Source organism: Mesorhizobium silamurunense (assembly GCF_014843825.1).
GTDB classification, from domain to species: Bacteria; Pseudomonadota; Alphaproteobacteria; order Rhizobiales; family Rhizobiaceae; genus Mesorhizobium; species Mesorhizobium silamurunense.
Window position 1 is genome coordinate 1 of sequence record NZ_JHQR01000202.1, and the last position, 15,455, is coordinate 15,455.

At 64.5% G+C, this 15,455-nt stretch carries 14 protein-coding genes and 1 pseudogene; 7 read left to right on the top strand and 8 right to left on the bottom strand.

Annotated elements, in window-relative coordinates; translation table 11 throughout:
* Positions 1-29: 29 nt before the first annotated feature.
* From DH10_RS22375 to DH10_RS22395, 5 genes are all read right to left on the bottom strand, one after another.
* Positions 30-719, bottom strand: coding sequence for a UdgX family uracil-DNA binding protein (locus DH10_RS22375; RefSeq protein WP_192250887.1), 690 nt, complete (start codon positions 717-719; stop codon positions 30-32).
* A 60-nt stretch (positions 720-779) separates the two neighbouring features.
* Complete coding sequence (locus DH10_RS22380; protein WP_192250890.1) at positions 780-2,186, bottom strand: glutamine synthetase family protein; 1,407 nt, start codon at positions 2,184-2,186, stop codon at positions 780-782.
* 26 nt (positions 2,187-2,212) lie between these two features.
* Positions 2,213-3,586, bottom strand: a complete 1,374-nt coding sequence (locus DH10_RS22385; protein WP_192250893.1) for an aspartate aminotransferase family protein — start codon at positions 3,584-3,586, stop codon at positions 2,213-2,215.
* Between the two features lie 145 nt (positions 3,587-3,731).
* Positions 3,732-4,706, bottom strand: coding sequence for a WD40 repeat domain-containing protein (locus DH10_RS22390; protein ID WP_192250896.1), 975 nt, complete (start codon positions 4,704-4,706; stop codon positions 3,732-3,734).
* Positions 4,707-4,822: 116 nt separating this feature from the next.
* Complete coding sequence (locus DH10_RS22395; protein WP_192250899.1) at positions 4,823-5,875, bottom strand: CobW family GTP-binding protein; 1,053 nt, start codon at positions 5,873-5,875, stop codon at positions 4,823-4,825.
* 381 nt (positions 5,876-6,256) lie between these two features.
* Between DH10_RS22395 and DH10_RS22400 the strand changes: the two genes are divergently transcribed.
* On the top strand, positions 6,257-6,727 hold the full coding sequence (locus DH10_RS22400) for a MarR family winged helix-turn-helix transcriptional regulator (RefSeq protein ID WP_192250902.1): 471 nt from the start codon (positions 6,257-6,259) through the stop codon (positions 6,725-6,727).
* 118 nt (positions 6,728-6,845) lie between these two features.
* Here DH10_RS22400 and DH10_RS22405 read toward each other — a convergent pair whose 3' ends face one another.
* Positions 6,846-7,703, bottom strand: a complete 858-nt coding sequence (locus tag DH10_RS22405; RefSeq protein WP_192250905.1) for an AraC family transcriptional regulator — start codon at positions 7,701-7,703, stop codon at positions 6,846-6,848.
* A 50-nt stretch (positions 7,704-7,753) separates the two neighbouring features.
* Between DH10_RS22405 and DH10_RS22410 the strand changes: the two genes are divergently transcribed.
* The 5 genes and pseudogenes from DH10_RS22410 (at position 7,754) to DH10_RS38255 (ending at position 11,851) form a co-directional block, all read left to right on the top strand.
* Positions 7,754-8,161 carry a DUF2000 family protein gene (locus DH10_RS22410; RefSeq protein ID WP_192250909.1) on the top strand — a complete coding sequence of 136 codons (408 nt, stop codon included), beginning with the start codon at positions 7,754-7,756 and terminating at the stop codon, positions 8,159-8,161.
* A 178-nt stretch (positions 8,162-8,339) separates the two neighbouring features.
* Positions 8,340-9,224 (top strand): DMT family transporter, encoded by an 885-nt coding sequence (locus tag DH10_RS22415; protein WP_192250913.1) that lies wholly within the window; start codon positions 8,340-8,342, stop codon positions 9,222-9,224.
* Between the two features lie 67 nt (positions 9,225-9,291).
* Positions 9,292-10,314 (top strand): LacI family DNA-binding transcriptional regulator, encoded by a 1,023-nt coding sequence (locus tag DH10_RS22420; protein WP_052459475.1) that lies wholly within the window; start codon positions 9,292-9,294, stop codon positions 10,312-10,314.
* Positions 10,311-11,294 carry a 2-hydroxyacid dehydrogenase gene (locus tag DH10_RS22425; RefSeq protein WP_192250916.1) on the top strand — a complete coding sequence of 328 codons (984 nt, stop codon included), beginning with the start codon at positions 10,311-10,313 and terminating at the stop codon, positions 11,292-11,294. Before DH10_RS22420 ends, DH10_RS22425 begins: the two co-directional genes overlap by 4 nt.
* A 176-nt stretch (positions 11,295-11,470) precedes the next feature.
* Positions 11,471-11,851 (top strand): annotated as a pseudogene (locus DH10_RS38255) (hypothetical protein).
* A gap of 15 nt (positions 11,852-11,866) precedes the next feature.
* Here DH10_RS38255 and DH10_RS22435 read toward each other — a convergent pair.
* Positions 11,867-12,640 (bottom strand): gamma-glutamyl-gamma-aminobutyrate hydrolase family protein, encoded by a 774-nt coding sequence (locus DH10_RS22435; protein ID WP_192250919.1) that lies wholly within the window; start codon positions 12,638-12,640, stop codon positions 11,867-11,869.
* Positions 12,641-12,885: 245 nt separating this feature from the next.
* On the opposite strand from DH10_RS22435, the gene DH10_RS22440 reads away from it, so the two are divergent.
* On the top strand, positions 12,886-13,995 hold the full coding sequence (locus tag DH10_RS22440; RefSeq protein WP_192250921.1) for a TRAP transporter substrate-binding protein: 1,110 nt from the start codon (positions 12,886-12,888) through the stop codon (positions 13,993-13,995).
* 310 nt (positions 13,996-14,305) lie between these two features.
* On the opposite strand, the gene DH10_RS22445 is transcribed toward DH10_RS22440, so the two are convergent.
* Entirely contained in the window at positions 14,306-15,334 is a 1,029-nt protein-coding gene (locus DH10_RS22445) for a zinc-dependent alcohol dehydrogenase family protein (RefSeq protein WP_192250924.1), read from the bottom strand.
* Positions 15,335-15,455 lie beyond the last annotated feature (121 nt).

Consider the following 15,455-nt stretch of genomic DNA (forward strand, 5'->3'; position numbering starts at 1 on the left):
CTGGATCAATGAGTCCTGACCCTAGCTGATCACGCAGCCATCAGCCGCTTCACCTTCCTCATATCCTTGAGGAACCGCTCGCGCTCGGCGTCCTTGTCCGCCGGTTCGCGGATACGCAGGATGAGCGAAGGGTGGATGGTGATGAACACGCGCAGCCCGTCCTCGCGCTCGATCACGCCGCCGCGCAACTTCAGCACCGGCACCGCCTTGCCGAGCAGCGACTGTGCAGCTGTCGAGCCCAACGCCACGGCGAGGCTCGGCTTGATCAGGTCGAGCTCCTTGTCGAGCCACCAGCGGCAGGCCCGCACCTCACCGGCATTCGGCTTGGAATGGATTCGCCGCTTGCCACGCGGCTCGAATTTGAAGTGTTTTACCGCATTGGTCACATAGACCTTGCGGCGGTCGATCGCGGCGTCGTCGAGGATGCTGTCGAACATTCTGCCCGCCGGCCCGACAAAGGGCCTGCCGGCCAAATCCTCCTGGTCGCCGGGCTGTTCGCCGACGAAGACCACCTCGGCGTTCCCCGGTCCTTCGCCGAACACGGTTTGCGTCGCAATGCGCCAGAGCTGGCAGCGACGGCAGCCCTTTGCCGCCTCGCGCGCCTCGCCGATGGAGCTGGCATCTTCCGCTGCGGCCGGCTCTGTCTCAGGCGCAGGGACGCGCCTGGCTGGACGCCTCGCTTCACGCCGCAAGGCCGTTGTTGACGGTGTTGTTGCCATCGTTCTGTCTCGCCCGCTTTCAAACTTGAAATGGGCGAGCCTGGCGATGGTTCCCGATCCTCACACCTCGTGCAGGTAGAGGTGGTAGTCCAGCTCGTTGACGGTGCGCGCAACCCGCAGGTATTCCGCCTGCTTGATCGCCACGAAGGTCCGGTGCAGGTCGGGGCCGAGCGCCGATTTCAGGAAATCGGAGGCCTTTGCCGCCTCGATCGCGGCGCGCCAGTCGGCCGGCATGGTCGACGCTCCCGTCGCCTGCTCATAGCCGTTGCCGGTCGTTTCCGGGCCGGGGTCCAAGCCTTCGTCTAGGCCTTTGACGATGCCGGCCAGCACCGTCGCCGCCACCAGATAGGGGTTGGCGTCGACGCCGGACGGCCTGTGCTCGATGCGCCGGTTTTTGGCGTCGCCCGCCGGCACGCGCAGCGCCACCGACCGGTTGTTGACGCCCCAGGTCGGTGCCACCGGCGCGTAGGACTGCGAGACGAAGCGCCGCCACGAATTGGCGTGCGGCGCAAACACCAGCATCGATTCCGCCATGGTGCCGACCAGGCCGCCAAGGGCATTCAGCAATTTCGGCGACCATTTTTCGCCGGCCGTTTCGGTGAACACGTTCCTGCCGGCGTCGTCCTGCAGCGAGACATGGAAATGCATGCCCGAGCCGGCATAGGTCTCGATGGGCTTCGCCATGAAACAGGCGGTGACGCCATGCCGGCGCGCCTGCGCCCTGACCAGCCGTTTCAGTATGACGAGGTCGTCCGCCGCCCGCATCACATCCTTGCGGTAGTTGAGCGTCAGCTCGTACTGGCCGGGCGCATATTCGGAAATGACCGTCTCGGCCGGAATGCCTTGCGCCTTTGCGGCGGCGTAGATGTCGGAAAACAGCGGCTCCATGCCGTGCAGATGGTCGACCGAATAGACCTCGGTCTTGGCCGAGCGGCGGCCGTCGAGCACGGCGCGGGCGGCTTGCACCTTGCCGTCTGCATCGCGCTCATTGGCAAGGAGAAAAAATTCCAGCTCGAAGGCGCCGGCCGGATGCAGTCCGCGCGCGGCGAGCAGCTCCACCTGCCTCGCCAGCACCAGTCGAGGATCGGACGACATCGGCTGGCCGTCGAGGTGATACATCGACATCAGCACCTGGCCGCGCGGCGGCTTGGTGCCATGGAGCGGCACCAGCGTTCCGGGGATCGGCCATGCACGGAGGTCGCCGTCGCCGGTGTCCCAGATCAGGCCCGTGTCGTGGACATCCTCGCCGGTGATGTCGAGGCCGAGGATCGAGATCGGCATATGCCTTCCGCCTTCGAAGATGCTCATCAGCTCGTGGCGGCGCACGATCTTGCCGCGGCCGATGCCGTTGGCGTCGGTGAGCACGATATCGAACGCCTCGATCTCGGGATGGGCGTCGAGAAAGGCTCTCGCCTCGGCGGGCGTCGAGCCCGAAGGGGAGGTTGCAACTGTGCTCGGATTGTCCATGGCCGCCAATCTTCCAACTGCTTGTCTCATGCCGTAAGTCTGGCCGCAACCGCGCTGAAAGCACTGATCAGCCGGCTCACCTGCGCCGCCGTCGTCGCCGGCGAGATCAGCATCATATTGTGGAACGGCGCGATCAGCACGCCGCGATTGACCAGCGCGACATGGATGGCGGCCTCGAGTTCCGGCGCATGCGCTTTTTCGGCCTCGCCGCCATTTTTCAGCGGTCCGGGCGCGCAGATGAACTCGACGCGTGCGCCGACGCGCGCGACGTGCCACGACAAATGATAGCGGTCGATGACGGCGGTCAGCCCGGCGTCGAGGCGGCACGCCAGCCGGTCCATATGGGCATAGGCCTCCTCGGTCATCACCTCTTCCAGCGTCGCGCGCATCGCCGCGAATTGCAGCGGGTTTGCCGACAGCGTCGTGCCCATGCCGGAATAGCCGGGCTCCTTGCTGCGATTATAGGCGCCGTAGCGGGTAGCGACCTCTTCGCTCATGCCCCAGATGCTCGCCGACACGCCGCCCGCCACCGGCTTGCCGAGCACGAAGAGATCGGGTTCCAGCCCATGTTTGCGCGTATAGCCGCCGGGGCCGGTGGAGATGGTGTGCGTCTCGTCGATCAAAAGCAGCGTGCCCGCCGCGCGGGTGAGCCGCCGCAGCGCGTCGTGGAAGCCGGGCTCCGGCAGCACCATGCAGGAATTGGTCAGCACCGGTTCGCTGATCACGCAGGCGACATCGCGGTCGCCAAGTGCCGTTTCCAATGCCGCGATATCGTTGAATTCGACGATCTTCGTTGACCGCGTGAGGTCGCGGAATTCGCCGGCCAGTCCCGGCCGGTTGACCGGTTTGCCGCCGATCAGCCGCACCATCGTCTCGTCGACCGAGCCGTGATAGCAACCGTTGAAGACCAGGATCTTCTCCCGCCCCGTCACCGCGCGGGCGACGCGCAGCGCGAAGCGGTTGGCGTCGGTGGCGGTGGTGGCAATCTGCCAGTAGGGCAGGCCGAAACGCTGCTGTAAGAGCGGGCCGATGGCCAGCGCATCCTCGCTGGGCAGCATATAGGTCAGGCCGCGCCCGGATTGCCGACGGATGGCGCGGGCGACCGGCGGCGGCGAATGGCCGAGCATCGAGCCGGTATCGCCGAGGCAGAAATCGTCGAGTCTGTTGCCGTCGATATCGGTGATCGTGGCGCCCCTGGCACTATCGACTAGGATCGCAAACGGCGTCGGCCAGTCGGTCATCCAGTGCATCGGCACGCCGCCGAGGAAGCCTGCCATGCCGTTGCCGACCTTCGCCTCGGATTTCGGCCGCGCCTTGCAGAAAGCGGCCGCTTCCGTCTCGCGCAGTTCCGCGATGCGGGCGGCAGCAATGCCGCCGATGGACGAATTCGATGCCTGCATGAAACCCCCTCTGTTGGCGCGGCACTCTGCCAACCAGTTGGCAAAACCGCAATTGGCCGAGGCGGGGGCGGGCGTTGGCTCAGCAGTAGGCTAGGCAGTAGGCAGTAGGCAGTAGGGCTCTCTTTTCCCCCTACTGCCTATTCCCTTACGCAGTGATATCGATCACGCCGCAATCCCCGGCCGCACTTCCGAAGGCTATGCGGCGCTCTTCCTTGTCCCACATCATCGAGGTGATGGCGCCTTTGCCGGGGCGGCGCAGCAGCACCTCCTTGGCGTCGGCGAAGCGCGCCGCGATCACCATGCCGTCCTCATAGCCGATGGCCGTGACCTCCTGGCTGGGATGGCAGGCAACGCAGGTCACCATCGTGTTGCCGCGCGTGCCGAGCTCCAGCGGCGCCTTGCCCATCGGCCCGTCCTTGCTCGCGAATGGCCACACGATCGCCGCCGGCGCGCCCGAGCTCGCCAACCATTTGCCCTTGACGCTCCACGACAGGCTTTTGACCTTGCCGGGATAGCCGCTCATGCGCATGTGCTTGCCGTCGGCCAGCTTCCAGCCATGCAGGGCGTTCTCCTGCATGGTGGTGACGAGGAAAGCGCCGTCCGGCGAGAAGGTAATGCCGGTATGGGCGCCGGCCCATTCGAGCTCGACCGGCTTGCCTTCGGCCGCTGGGAAATGCAGCGTCGCGCCGTTGTAGCGGGCGACACCGAAGCGCATGCCCTTTGGCGAGAAGGCCAGTCCTTCGACCGAGCGCGGATGGGCGAATTCCTTGGTCTTGCCGTCGGCAAAGCGCACGAAGGCGATCTTGCCAGAGGCATAGGCAACCGCGCCCTGCGGCCCGGCGGTGACGCTGGTGATCCACTTTCTGCCGGCGCTGGCCAGTTCCGTCACCTCGCCGCCGGCCTTGACGGAAAACACCTTGCCGTCCTCGCCGCCGGTGATCAGCCGGTCGTTGGCAACATCATGGAAGGCGGCAAGCAGGCCGTCATTGGCCTGCACCGTCTTCTGCCCGCTATCCAGCCGATGGATCGCGCCGTCGGCGAGTGCAAAATGCGGCACATCGTTCAGGAAGACGGCGGCGACGCAATGGCCTTCGAGATCAAGCGGGGCGACTGTGGGCATGCGAGACATTATCCAAGTTGGCGCTGCCCTTCACCCTTCCCTTCTCCCCGTTCTTCACGGGGAGAAGGTGCCGGCAGGCGGATGAGGGGCAGCGCTAACGTTGCAAAGTTAGGAAATCAAGCCGCCTGGCAGGCCTCGAAGCTTTTCCTGAGCCGCTCTTCGTCGAGCTCGCGGCCGATGAACACCAGCCGGCTCTCGTGCTTTTCGCCGTCCTTCCAGGCGCGTTGGTGGTCGCCTTCGAGGATCATGTGCACGCCCTGCAGGACATAGCGCTCGTCGTCGCCCTTGAGCGCGATGATGCCTTTCAGCCGCAGGATATTCGGTCCTTCCATCTGGGTCACTTTCTCGATCCAGGGGAAGAATTTTTTCGGGTCCATCTCGCCGCCGCGCAGCGATACCGATTTCACCGTCACGTCATGGATGTCGGATGGATGGTCGTGGTGATGGTGGTCGTGCCCGTCATGGTCGTGGTGATGGTCGTGATCATGATCATGGTGGTCATGATCGTGGTCGTGCGCCTCGAGGAAATGCGGGTCGTTCTCCAGCGCGCGGGACAGGTCGAAGGCCCCGCGATCGAGCACCTCGCGGAGCGCCACGCCGGCGCGCTCTGTGCGATGGATCCTGGCCGCCGGGTTGATGGCGCGGATCGTCGCCTCGACCTTTTCGAGTTCCTCTGGCGTGACGAGATCGGTCTTGTTCAGCACCACGACATCGGCGAAGGCGATCTGGTCCTCGGCCTCCTTGGAGTCTTTCAGGCGCAGCGGCAAATGCTTGGCGTCGACCAGCGCCACCACAGCGTCGAGCTTCGTCTTGGAGCGCACGTCGTCATCCATGAAGAAGGTCTGCGCCACCGGCACCGGGTCGGCGAGGCCTGTGGTTTCCACCACGATGGCGTCGAAGCGGCCGGGCCGCCGCATCAGGCCTTCGACGACGCGTATCAGGTCGCCGCGCACCGTGCAGCACACGCAGCCATTGTTCATCTCGTAGATTTCCTCGTCGGATTCGACGATCAGGTCGTTGTCGATGCCGATCTCGCCGAACTCGTTGACGATGACGGCGTACCGCCTGCCGTGGTTCTCCGACAGGATGCGGTTGAGCAGCGTCGTCTTGCCCGCGCCGAGATAGCCGGTAAGGACGGTTACAGGGATCTGCGTCTGTGCATCGCTCATGGCTTGCCTCGAAAATCTGTGCCCTAAAGGATTTGTCGGCCTCATATAGGATGTGAACCGCGCTTTTGCACGCGCCAAACCGATGGGCCAGCCGGTCTCCCGATCGGAGCCGGCGCCGTGGATGGAATGGCGGTGATCAAGTTGGCCAAATGGGGCAGCCGGCACGGGCGTCGCCTCATCCTTGCGGGCTTCCGCTGTGAATCTCGCCGGGCCAAAAGTCGTTTGTCATCTAACTGAAATAAACATCTGGCATCACCTGCGCGGGCACCGCAATGCTTGCCGGCAAAGCGTTCTGCAAGCTGGACTCTTTAAATCGTCATTTGCCAGCCGTCGGACAGCCTCTATGCTGCCCGCGCCGGTTCGGCCGAAGAGGGAACGACCATGGCCAAGGCGGACAAGACAGCGACAATGGGCCGGCTGCATTCGGCTGCGCGGCTGGCGCGAACGGCACTTGCGGCGCGGCTTCTGGCGCACGGCTTCTATGCCGGCCAGGACCAGATCATGCTGGCGCTCGACCGTGAGGATGGCCAGACCCCGGGCAATCTCGCCGGCAAGCTCGGCGTCCGTCCGCCGACCATCACCAAGACCATCAACAGGCTTCAGGCGCAGGGTTTCGTCGAGAAGCGCGCCTCCAACGCCGATGCCCGCCAGGCTCACATCTTCCTCACCGATACCGGCCGCGAGACCATCCGCGCCATCGAGAAGTCGGTCAAGAAGACCGAGAAGCAGGCGCTGAAGGGCCTCGACAAGAAGGACCAGAAGGCGCTGTTCAAGCTGCTTGCCCGCGTCGAGGCAAACCTGTCGAACGAAGAGCTGGTCCTCATAGACGACGACGCCGAGCTGGATGATTAACGAGCGACGCGCAGCGTCGTCCCGAGCGCGACGCGTCAGCGTCGTCGCACAACCGCGACGTTTCAGTTAACGGGCAACGCGTCAGCGTTGTCCCGATAGAGGCGCAAACTGTCCGATTCTACGCCCCCGCGCCACGCACCAGCGCCGCCCATCGTCCCGGCGTCAACCCGAACGCCTTCTTGAAATGCCGGTTGAAATGGCTCTGGTCGCTGAAGCCGGCCGCAACAGCTGTTTCGGCTAATGGCTCTCCGGCTTCGATCATGCGCCGGGCCCGCTGCAGCCGGCGCATCACAAGGAAGCGATGCGGGCTGGTCGAATAGGTCGCGCGGAAATGGCGCGACAGCGCGTAGCGGTCGAGCCCGGTGATCGCCTCAAGTTCATCGGAGCGCACCGGCCGTTCGGCGTTCTCTTCGAGATAGTCGCGGGCCAGCGCTGCAGCCCGCCAAGCGATCTTTCCTGTCGGCTTTGCCGGCTGTCCGGCATGGCGTTTCAATTGCTGCGCCAGTTGCGCAATGAAATCGGCGACGAACAAATCGTCCAGCTGCTCGTCCAGAGGCGCCAGGGCTGAGAGCAACGTGCCGCGCAAGGCCGGGTCGCTCACCACGGCATCCCGCACGAAAGGCAGCGGCGCACCGTTGAGGCAGTCGAGCAGCAGCGATGGCTCCAGATAGAGGATCCGGTAGCGTAGGCCGTCCTCGGTGCCGGCGCCGCCGTCATGCAACTCGTCGGGATGCAGCACGATCACCTGGCCGGGCAGGCTATGCCGCACCGCGCCCCGATAGTGAAAACGCTGCACGCCATCGAGCGTGACCCCGATGGCATAGGTGTCGTGGCGGTGCAGGTCGAAGGCGTTGCCATGGAAGCGTGCCTCGATGCGCTCGAGTCCGGTGACGCCGGGCGCCGAAACGATCCGGTCGTCCTCGGCGCACGAACGTTCAAGACCTTCCAGCGCCTCATTGCCTAGACCGTGCGCCATCGCCTCATCCATGCCCGCTGCTGCGGGCCACCTCTCGGAGAAACATTTTGGTGTTCGACACGAAATTTGCAATCGTGCTGAAGGAAGACCTCGCGGTCTGGCAGAAGCTCAACGTCACCGCATTCCTGACCAGCGGCATCGTCGCGCAGTTTCCTCAAATCATTGGCGAGCCTTATCGCGACCGAGCCGGCAATCAGTTCAATCCGCTCTCGATCCAGCCTGTCATCGTGCTTTCGGCGGACGGGCCCGCACTTGCCGCGATCCATCGTCGGGCCCTGGAGCGCGGCGTCACGACATCGGCCTATGTCGAGGAGATGTTCGCGACCGGCCATGATGTGGCCAACCGCGCCGTCTTCGCCGAATTCGCGCCCGACGACGCCAGGGTGGTCGGCATCGCGCTGCGCGCCGAAAAGAAGCTGGTCGACAAGATCACCAAGGGTGCCCGCATGCACGCCTGAGCGGCCAAGCCGTTGTTGCAGCGGCTGCTTTCGGTCCGGCCACACCCCATAATTGGCTTGCCGGCAAGCTTTGATTGCCGCAAAGGTGGGGTGTCCGCCTTCGCTTCCTTCCGGCCTGAATTTGTCCGTTTCCCGAACCCAAGACGACAGCGCAACGCCGCCCGCGGCGATGCTGTTGATGCTTTGCGTCTATGTCTGCTTCACCTTTCTCGACACCTCGAGCAAATATCTGGTGCTTGCCGGCGTCTCGGCGCTGATCGTCGCCTGGGTCCGTTTCACCGTCCATGTCCTGCTGGTCGGCGTCTTTCTGCGCGGCTGGCGCGAGCCGTCGCGCTTCCGCGCCAACAACCTGCCGGCACACATCCTGCGCGGATGCCTCCTTTTCGGTTCGACCATGTTCAACATCCTGGCGCTGCGCACGCTCCAGCTCGCCGAAACCACCTCGATCTATTTCTTCGGCCCGATGGTGATCACGGCACTGGCCGGTCCGCTGCTTGGCGAATGGGCCGGCTGGCGGCGCTGGCTGGCGATCCTCACCGGTTTCGTTGGCGTTTTGATTATCACCCGGCCCGGTGTCGGCGTCTTCGGCATCGGCCATCTCTTCGCGCTCGGCTCGATGCTGTCGAACTCCTTTTACGTCATCATGACCCGGCGCATGTCCGCCAGCGAAACGTCGGAGAGCCTGATATTGTTTTCTGCTCTGGCGCCCGCGGTGCTGCTTGTGCCGATGCTGCCGTTCTCGCATGCGCTGCCGCAGGACGGCTGGCACTGGGTGATCCTGCTGATGCTGGGTGTGTTCGGCGCCGGCGGCCATTGGCTGCTGGTCCAGGCCTATCGCCTGGCGACGACGACGGCGCTGGCGCCCTATCCGTATTCGCAGATGGTGTGGATGATCATTTCCGGCTGGCTGATTTTCCATCAGCTTCCCGATCGCTGGACGCTGCTGGGTGCTGCCATCATCGTCGCCAGCGGCCTCTACATCATCCACCGCGAGCACAGGCTTCGCCTGCGCAACTCCGCCTCGTTGGACACGGAAGCCGAAACACTCGCTAAAAAACTTTGATTTGCTCCAAAACCGATGGCATAAGGCCGCATTTAAAAATTTTAAAGACCCTGGGGAGCGAAGGGCACTGGCACAGAAGATCAAGCTTTCGACGATCGCGGACGCGCTCGGCGTATCCACGGCAACGGTATCGCTGGCGTTGCGCGACAGTCCGCTGGTGGCGGGCTCGACGCGCGAGCGCATCAAGGAACACGCCCGCGCCATCGGCTATATCTATAATCGCCGTGCGGCTTCGCTGCGCACCTCGCGCTCCGGCATCGTCGGCGTCGTCGTGCACGACATCATGAACCCGTTCTTCGCCGAGATCCTGCGCTCGATCGAAAGCGAGCTCGACCGCAGTCGCCAGACCTTCATCCTGTCCAATCATTACGATCAGCTGGAGAAGCAGCGCACCTTCATCGACACGCTGCTGCAGCTCGGCGCCGACGGCGTCATCATGTCGCCGGCCATCGGCACGCCGGCCGAGGACATCATCATGGCCGAGGAAAACGGTCTGCCGGCGGTCTTGATCGCGCGCACGGTTGCCGGAGCCGACGTGCCGGTGTTCCGCGGCGACGACGCCTATGGCACGGCGCTTGCCACCAACCACCTGATCTCGCTCGGTCACAAACGCATCGCCATGATCGGCGGCACCGACCAGACGTCCACCGGCCGCGACCGCTATCAGGGCTATCTCAACGCCATGGAGGCGGCCGGGCTGGAGGTGAAGCCGTCCTGGCGCATTCCCGGGCCGCGCACCAAGCAGGCCGGTTTCGAGGCCGCAGGACAGTTTTTGGCGCTGAAAGACAAGCCGACCGCCGCCTGCTGCTGGAATGATCTGGTTGCGATCGGGCTGATGAACGGCATCGCGCGCGCCGGCTTGGTGCCGGGCGTCGATATCTCCGTCACCGGTTACGACGACCTGGAGGAGGCTGCGATAGCAACGCCGGCATTGACAACGGTCTGGAATGGCCAGCGCGAGGTCGGCCGCCGCGCGGCCAGCGCGCTGCTCGACAAGCTGAACGGGCAGGCCGTGCGACCCTCGCAGGAACTGATCAAGCCGGAGCTGCACGTGCGCCAGTCCACCGGCAAGCCGGTGGAGCGTCAATGACAAAAGCCGAAGCAAATTTCCCGGTCGCCATTCTGGTGCCGGGGCATTTCAACGACCATGCGATCGGCAGGATCGACAAGGCGTTCAAGCGCGTGCGGATCGAGCGCGCCGATCCGTCCCTCGTCACCGGCGAGATGCGGCAAGCCGTACGCGGCATCGCCTCCTTCGGCGGCATCGATGCAGCCTTGATCGACGCGCTGCCCAATCTCGAAATCATCGCCAATTTCGGCGTCGGCTATGATTCGGTCGATGCCCGCCACGCGGCCACGCGCGGCGTCATGGTCACCAACACACCGGACGTGCTGACCGAAGAGGTCGCCGACACCACGATCGGCCTGTTGATCAACACCGTGCGAGAGCTCTACAGCGCCGAGAAATGGCTGCGCGACGGCGACTGGGTGAAGAAGGGCAATTACCGTCTGAGCCGGCTCACTTTGCGCGGCCGCCGCATCGGTATCTTCGGCATGGGCCGCATCGGCCTTGCCGTTGCCCATCGCCTCGAGGCCTTCGGCCTGCCGATCGTCTATCACAACCGTCGCAAGGTCGAAGGCCTTTCCTACGAATATCATGCCACGCTGAAGGGTCTCGCCGAAGCGGTCGATACGCTGATTTGTATAGCCCCCGGCGGTGCCGCGACGGAAAAGGCCATCAATGCGGAAATCCTGTCGGCGCTCGGCCCGAACGGCGTCTTCGTCAATATCGGCCGTGGCAGCACGGTGGATGAGGCGGCTCTCGCCGCCGCCCTCGAGAATGGCACGATCGCTGCCGCCGGGCTCGATGTCTTTGCCGACGAACCGAATGTGCCCAAGGCGCTGCTCGACGCGCCCAACACCTCGCTTCTGCCGCATGTCGGCTCGGCGTCGGACCATACCCGCCGGGCCATGGCGGATCTGTGCGTCGACAATCTCGTCTCCTGGTTCGGCGAGCGCCGGCCGCTGACCCCGGTGCCGGAAACCGCGCAGGTCAAGCCGAGAAGCTGACCGAGCGACTGCCGCACTTATTAACGTTAACGCTTAACGCGCGCTTAACGCTTTGGAATCACTATGTATACTTCGTTATGCATGAACCGAAGCCGCGTGTGGTTCAGGCTTTGTGCATGGGGGCAAAGTCCGAAGCGCAGCCGCGCGTTTCGAAGGTACGGAGAAACGGCGTGAGGATGCTTTCCATGTTTATGGCGGTTACCGCGTTGGCCGGTGGCGTCCAGCTCTTTCACGGCGGCCGCGGCGAAAGCATCGCCAGCGAGGCCACACCATCCAACAGCTATCGGCTGACGGCCAATGGCGACGAAGCGGCCTGCGCTGTCAGGCGCGGCGCCGAGGTGTCGAACGGTCTGTCGCAGCTCACCGTCGCTTCGGACTGCCGCAAGCTGATGCCCGGCATCGAGCGCGCAAAGTTCTGACGCGAGCAGGCCGACGGCACGGTCGTCTTCAGCGAGAACGGCATCGACCCGATCGTCACTTTCAGCGTCGCCGATGGCGACGGCTACGAATCCTACGCGCCGGTTGCGCCGCTGCTGGCCTTGAACAACAACGAATAACGATTGCCGGCCGGCTTACTCCGCCGCGGCGCGTGCGCCGACCTTTGCTGCCGCATGCAGGCGCACGGCATCGCCGAAGGCGCGGAAGATCTTCGCCGAGTTGCTGTCCGACTTCACCCAATATTCCGGGTGCCACTGAACGCCGACCGCGAAGGCACGCGAATCCTTGACGGAGACGGCTTCGATCGTGCCGTCGGTGGCGACTGCCTCGACCTGCAGTTTCGATCCGAGCCGATCGATCGCCTGGCGATGCAGCGAATTGACCTTGATGTCGCCGGCGCCGAACACGCCGGCAAGGCAGCTCCCGGGCTTGATCGAAATCGTCTGGTGGATGCCGAAGCGCTCGTCCTGATTGTCGCTCACAGGCGCGCGGTGATCGAGCAAGCCCTCGCGCTCCTGAATCTCGGTGCCCAGCGTGCCGCCCAGCGCCACGTTGAGTTCCTGGATGCCGCGGCAGATGGCGAGCAGCGGCACGCCGCGCTCGATCGCCTTGCGGATCAGCGGCAGGGTGGTGCCATCGCGCGCCGGATCGTAGGGGCCGTTGGCCTCGCTGGGATCACCGCCGTAGAGCGATGGATGCACATTGGATTTCGACCCCGTGACCATGACGCCGTCGACCGAGGACAGCAGCTCAACGAAATCCAGTCGGTCGCCGAAGGATGGCACCAGCAGCGGGAACACACCAGCGCCGACGATCGCCGCCTCGATATATTGCTGCGGCGCGGCATGCCAGGTGTAGTTGTCGAACTGGCGGACATCGGTCGAGACGGCAACGAGCGGCTGCTGCATTTTGGATACGGGTTCCATTGAGGGCTAACGAATTATTCTGCCTACAAAATAGGCGATCCGATGGCACTTTGCCATGGCAAGTTTCGTCTCTCCGGATGGGCCAGGGCGGTTGGCGTTAGACTATAGTTGCACGTTGCCCGCGATGCTGGACTCGACATCTTGCCCGTGTATTGTTTCGCGCAGCCGACCAGGGCAGCGAGGATGTCCGAACGTCGGTCTGTTGATCCGAAACGGGAGGAAACTGCATGGATCGTCGTTCATTCATCCGCAAGGCCGGTGCGTCCGGTGTCGGCGTCGCGGCGGCGGCCACCGCGCTTGCCACGCCGGCGATAGCCCAGTCCAATCCGAAAGTGACGTGGCGGCTGGCATCGTCCTTCCCGAAATCGCTCGACACGATCTATGGCGGCGCGGAAGTCTTTTCAAAGATGCTGTCGGAAGCCACCGACGGCAATTTCCAGGTCCAGGTCTTTGCGTCGGGCGAGTTGGTTCCCGGCCTGCAGGCGGCCGACGCCACCGCCGCCGGCACCGTCGAGGCCTGCCACACGGTCGCATACTATTATTGGGGCAAGGACCCGACCTGGGCGCTGGGCGCCGCGGTGCCGTTCTCGCTCAATGCGCGCGGCATGAATGCCTGGCATTACCACGGCGGCGGTATCGACCTGTTCAACGAGTTCCTGGCCACGCAAGGCTTGTTCGGCCTGCCGGGCGGCAACACCGGCGTGCAGATGGGCGGCTGGTTCCGCAAGCAGATCAACACCGTCGCCGATCTTTCCGGTCTCAAGATGCGCATCGGCGGCTTTGCCGGCAAGGTGGTGCAGAAGCTCGGCGTCGTGCCGCAGCAGATCGCCGGCGGCGACATCTACCCTGCGCTGGAAAAGGGCACGATCGACGCCGCCGAATGGGTCGGCCCTTATGACGACGAGAAGCTCGGCTTCTACAAGGTCGCGCCCTACTACTATTATCCCGGCTGGTGGGAAGGCGGCCCGACCGTGCATCTGATGTTCAACAAGGCCAAGTACGAGGAGCTTTCGCCGGCCTACAAGTCGCTGGTGCATACCGCTGCCCAAGCAGCAGACGCCAACATGCTGCAGAAATACGACTACCTCAATCCGGCGGCGGTGAAGCGGCTGGTGGCGGGTGGCGCCAAGCTGGCGCCATTCAGCCAGGAAATCATGGCCGCCTGCTTCGAAAAGGCCAACGAGGTCTATGCCGAAATGGAGGCCAACAACGCGCCGTTCAAGAAGATCTGGGACTCGATCAAGGGCTTCCGCAAGGAGCACTATCTCTGGGCTCAGGTCGCCGAGTACAACTACGACACCTTCATGATGGTGCAGCAGCGCAACGGCAAGCTGTAGGCACTTCGACTCTTCTTGCAGGAACCCCGGGATCCTTCGCCCGGGGTTTTCTTTGCCGGTGGCGGAGACGCAAAATCGCCGAGGTTTGCGCTGCCCCTCATCCCCCGCCGGGATCTTCTCCCCGTATAGTGACGGGGAGAAAGGGATGTCCGCAGCCTCCGCGCATTTCCTGCAACGCCGGCGATTGGCGAAACCGCCGATGACAGCGCCCCTCTCCTCGTCACTATACGGGGAGAGGATGCCGGCAGGCAGGTGAGGGGCGGCGCCGGCGCGTGGTTGGGAAGCGAACTTAGGCGCCTTTCAGGGCAGATCAGCCCCGGCCCGGCACCACCAGCACCTTGACCTCGCCCGGAGCGGCGGGGTTCGAGATCACCTGCGGCGCCTCTTCGAGGCTCACTTCTTTCGATATCAGCTTGTCGATCTCGATCGCGCCCGAGGCAATCAACTGGGCCGCGCGGCCATGCGTGAACGGATTGAGGAAGGAACCCAGCACCTTCAACTCGCGGAACAGCAGGTCGAAAGGCTCGACGGCCACTTTCATCCCTTGCGGGACGACGCCGACGATGATGACCGTGCCGCCGGCCCTGGCCAGCCGCACTGACTGCTCGACCGTGTCGCGAACCCCGGCGCATTCGAGCACCACGTCGACGCCGCCCGGCACCAGCCCGGATTTTCCGGCTATGGCCTCGATGGGATCGCCGGCGCTTGGATCGACCGTTGCGGTCGCGCCGAGTTCCTCGGCAAGCGCGCGGCGCGAGGCCTGTCTGGTCGAAAGGATGATGGTCGCGGCACCCGCGAGCTTCGCCAATTGCACCGTGAGCAGGCCGATGACGCCGCCGCCGAGCACCACGACCGCGGCGCCGGGCCTGATGGCGGCGAGGTCGACGCCGTGCAGGCAGCAGGCCAGCGGCTCGCAGAAGGCGCCATGCGTCGGCTTGAGGTCGGCGGGCAGGAGGAAGGCCTGGCTTTGCGGCATCACGACATAATCGGCGAAGCCGCCATCCCGGTGGATGCCGATGGCCCTGAGATTGCTGCACAGATTGACGCGGCCTGCGCGGCACTGGCTGCAGCGCCCGCAGGAAACGTTGGGATCGCCGGTGACGCGGTCGCCGACGGCTATAGCGGCGACGGCCTCTCCGGCCGCCTCGACGATGCCGCAGAATTCGTGGCCGAGGGTCACCGGCGGCTTTGACGGAAACTCGCCGTGGAACAGGTGCCTGTCGGTGCCGCAGACGCCGCAAGCTTCGATCCGCACCAGAACATCCTCCGGCCCCGGCAGAGGCCTGTCGACCTCGAGAAGCGCGATGCTGCCGATTGCTTCCAGCCGGACTGCTCTCATGATGCGGTCACCTCAATTGAAACTCGGCGGCTTCGAAAGGTCGGGCGCCGGCGCCGCCGGCTTGGCAGGCGCAGTGTCGCCGAAATTCGGCGGCTGCGACAGGTCCGGCGTGCCGGGCGCG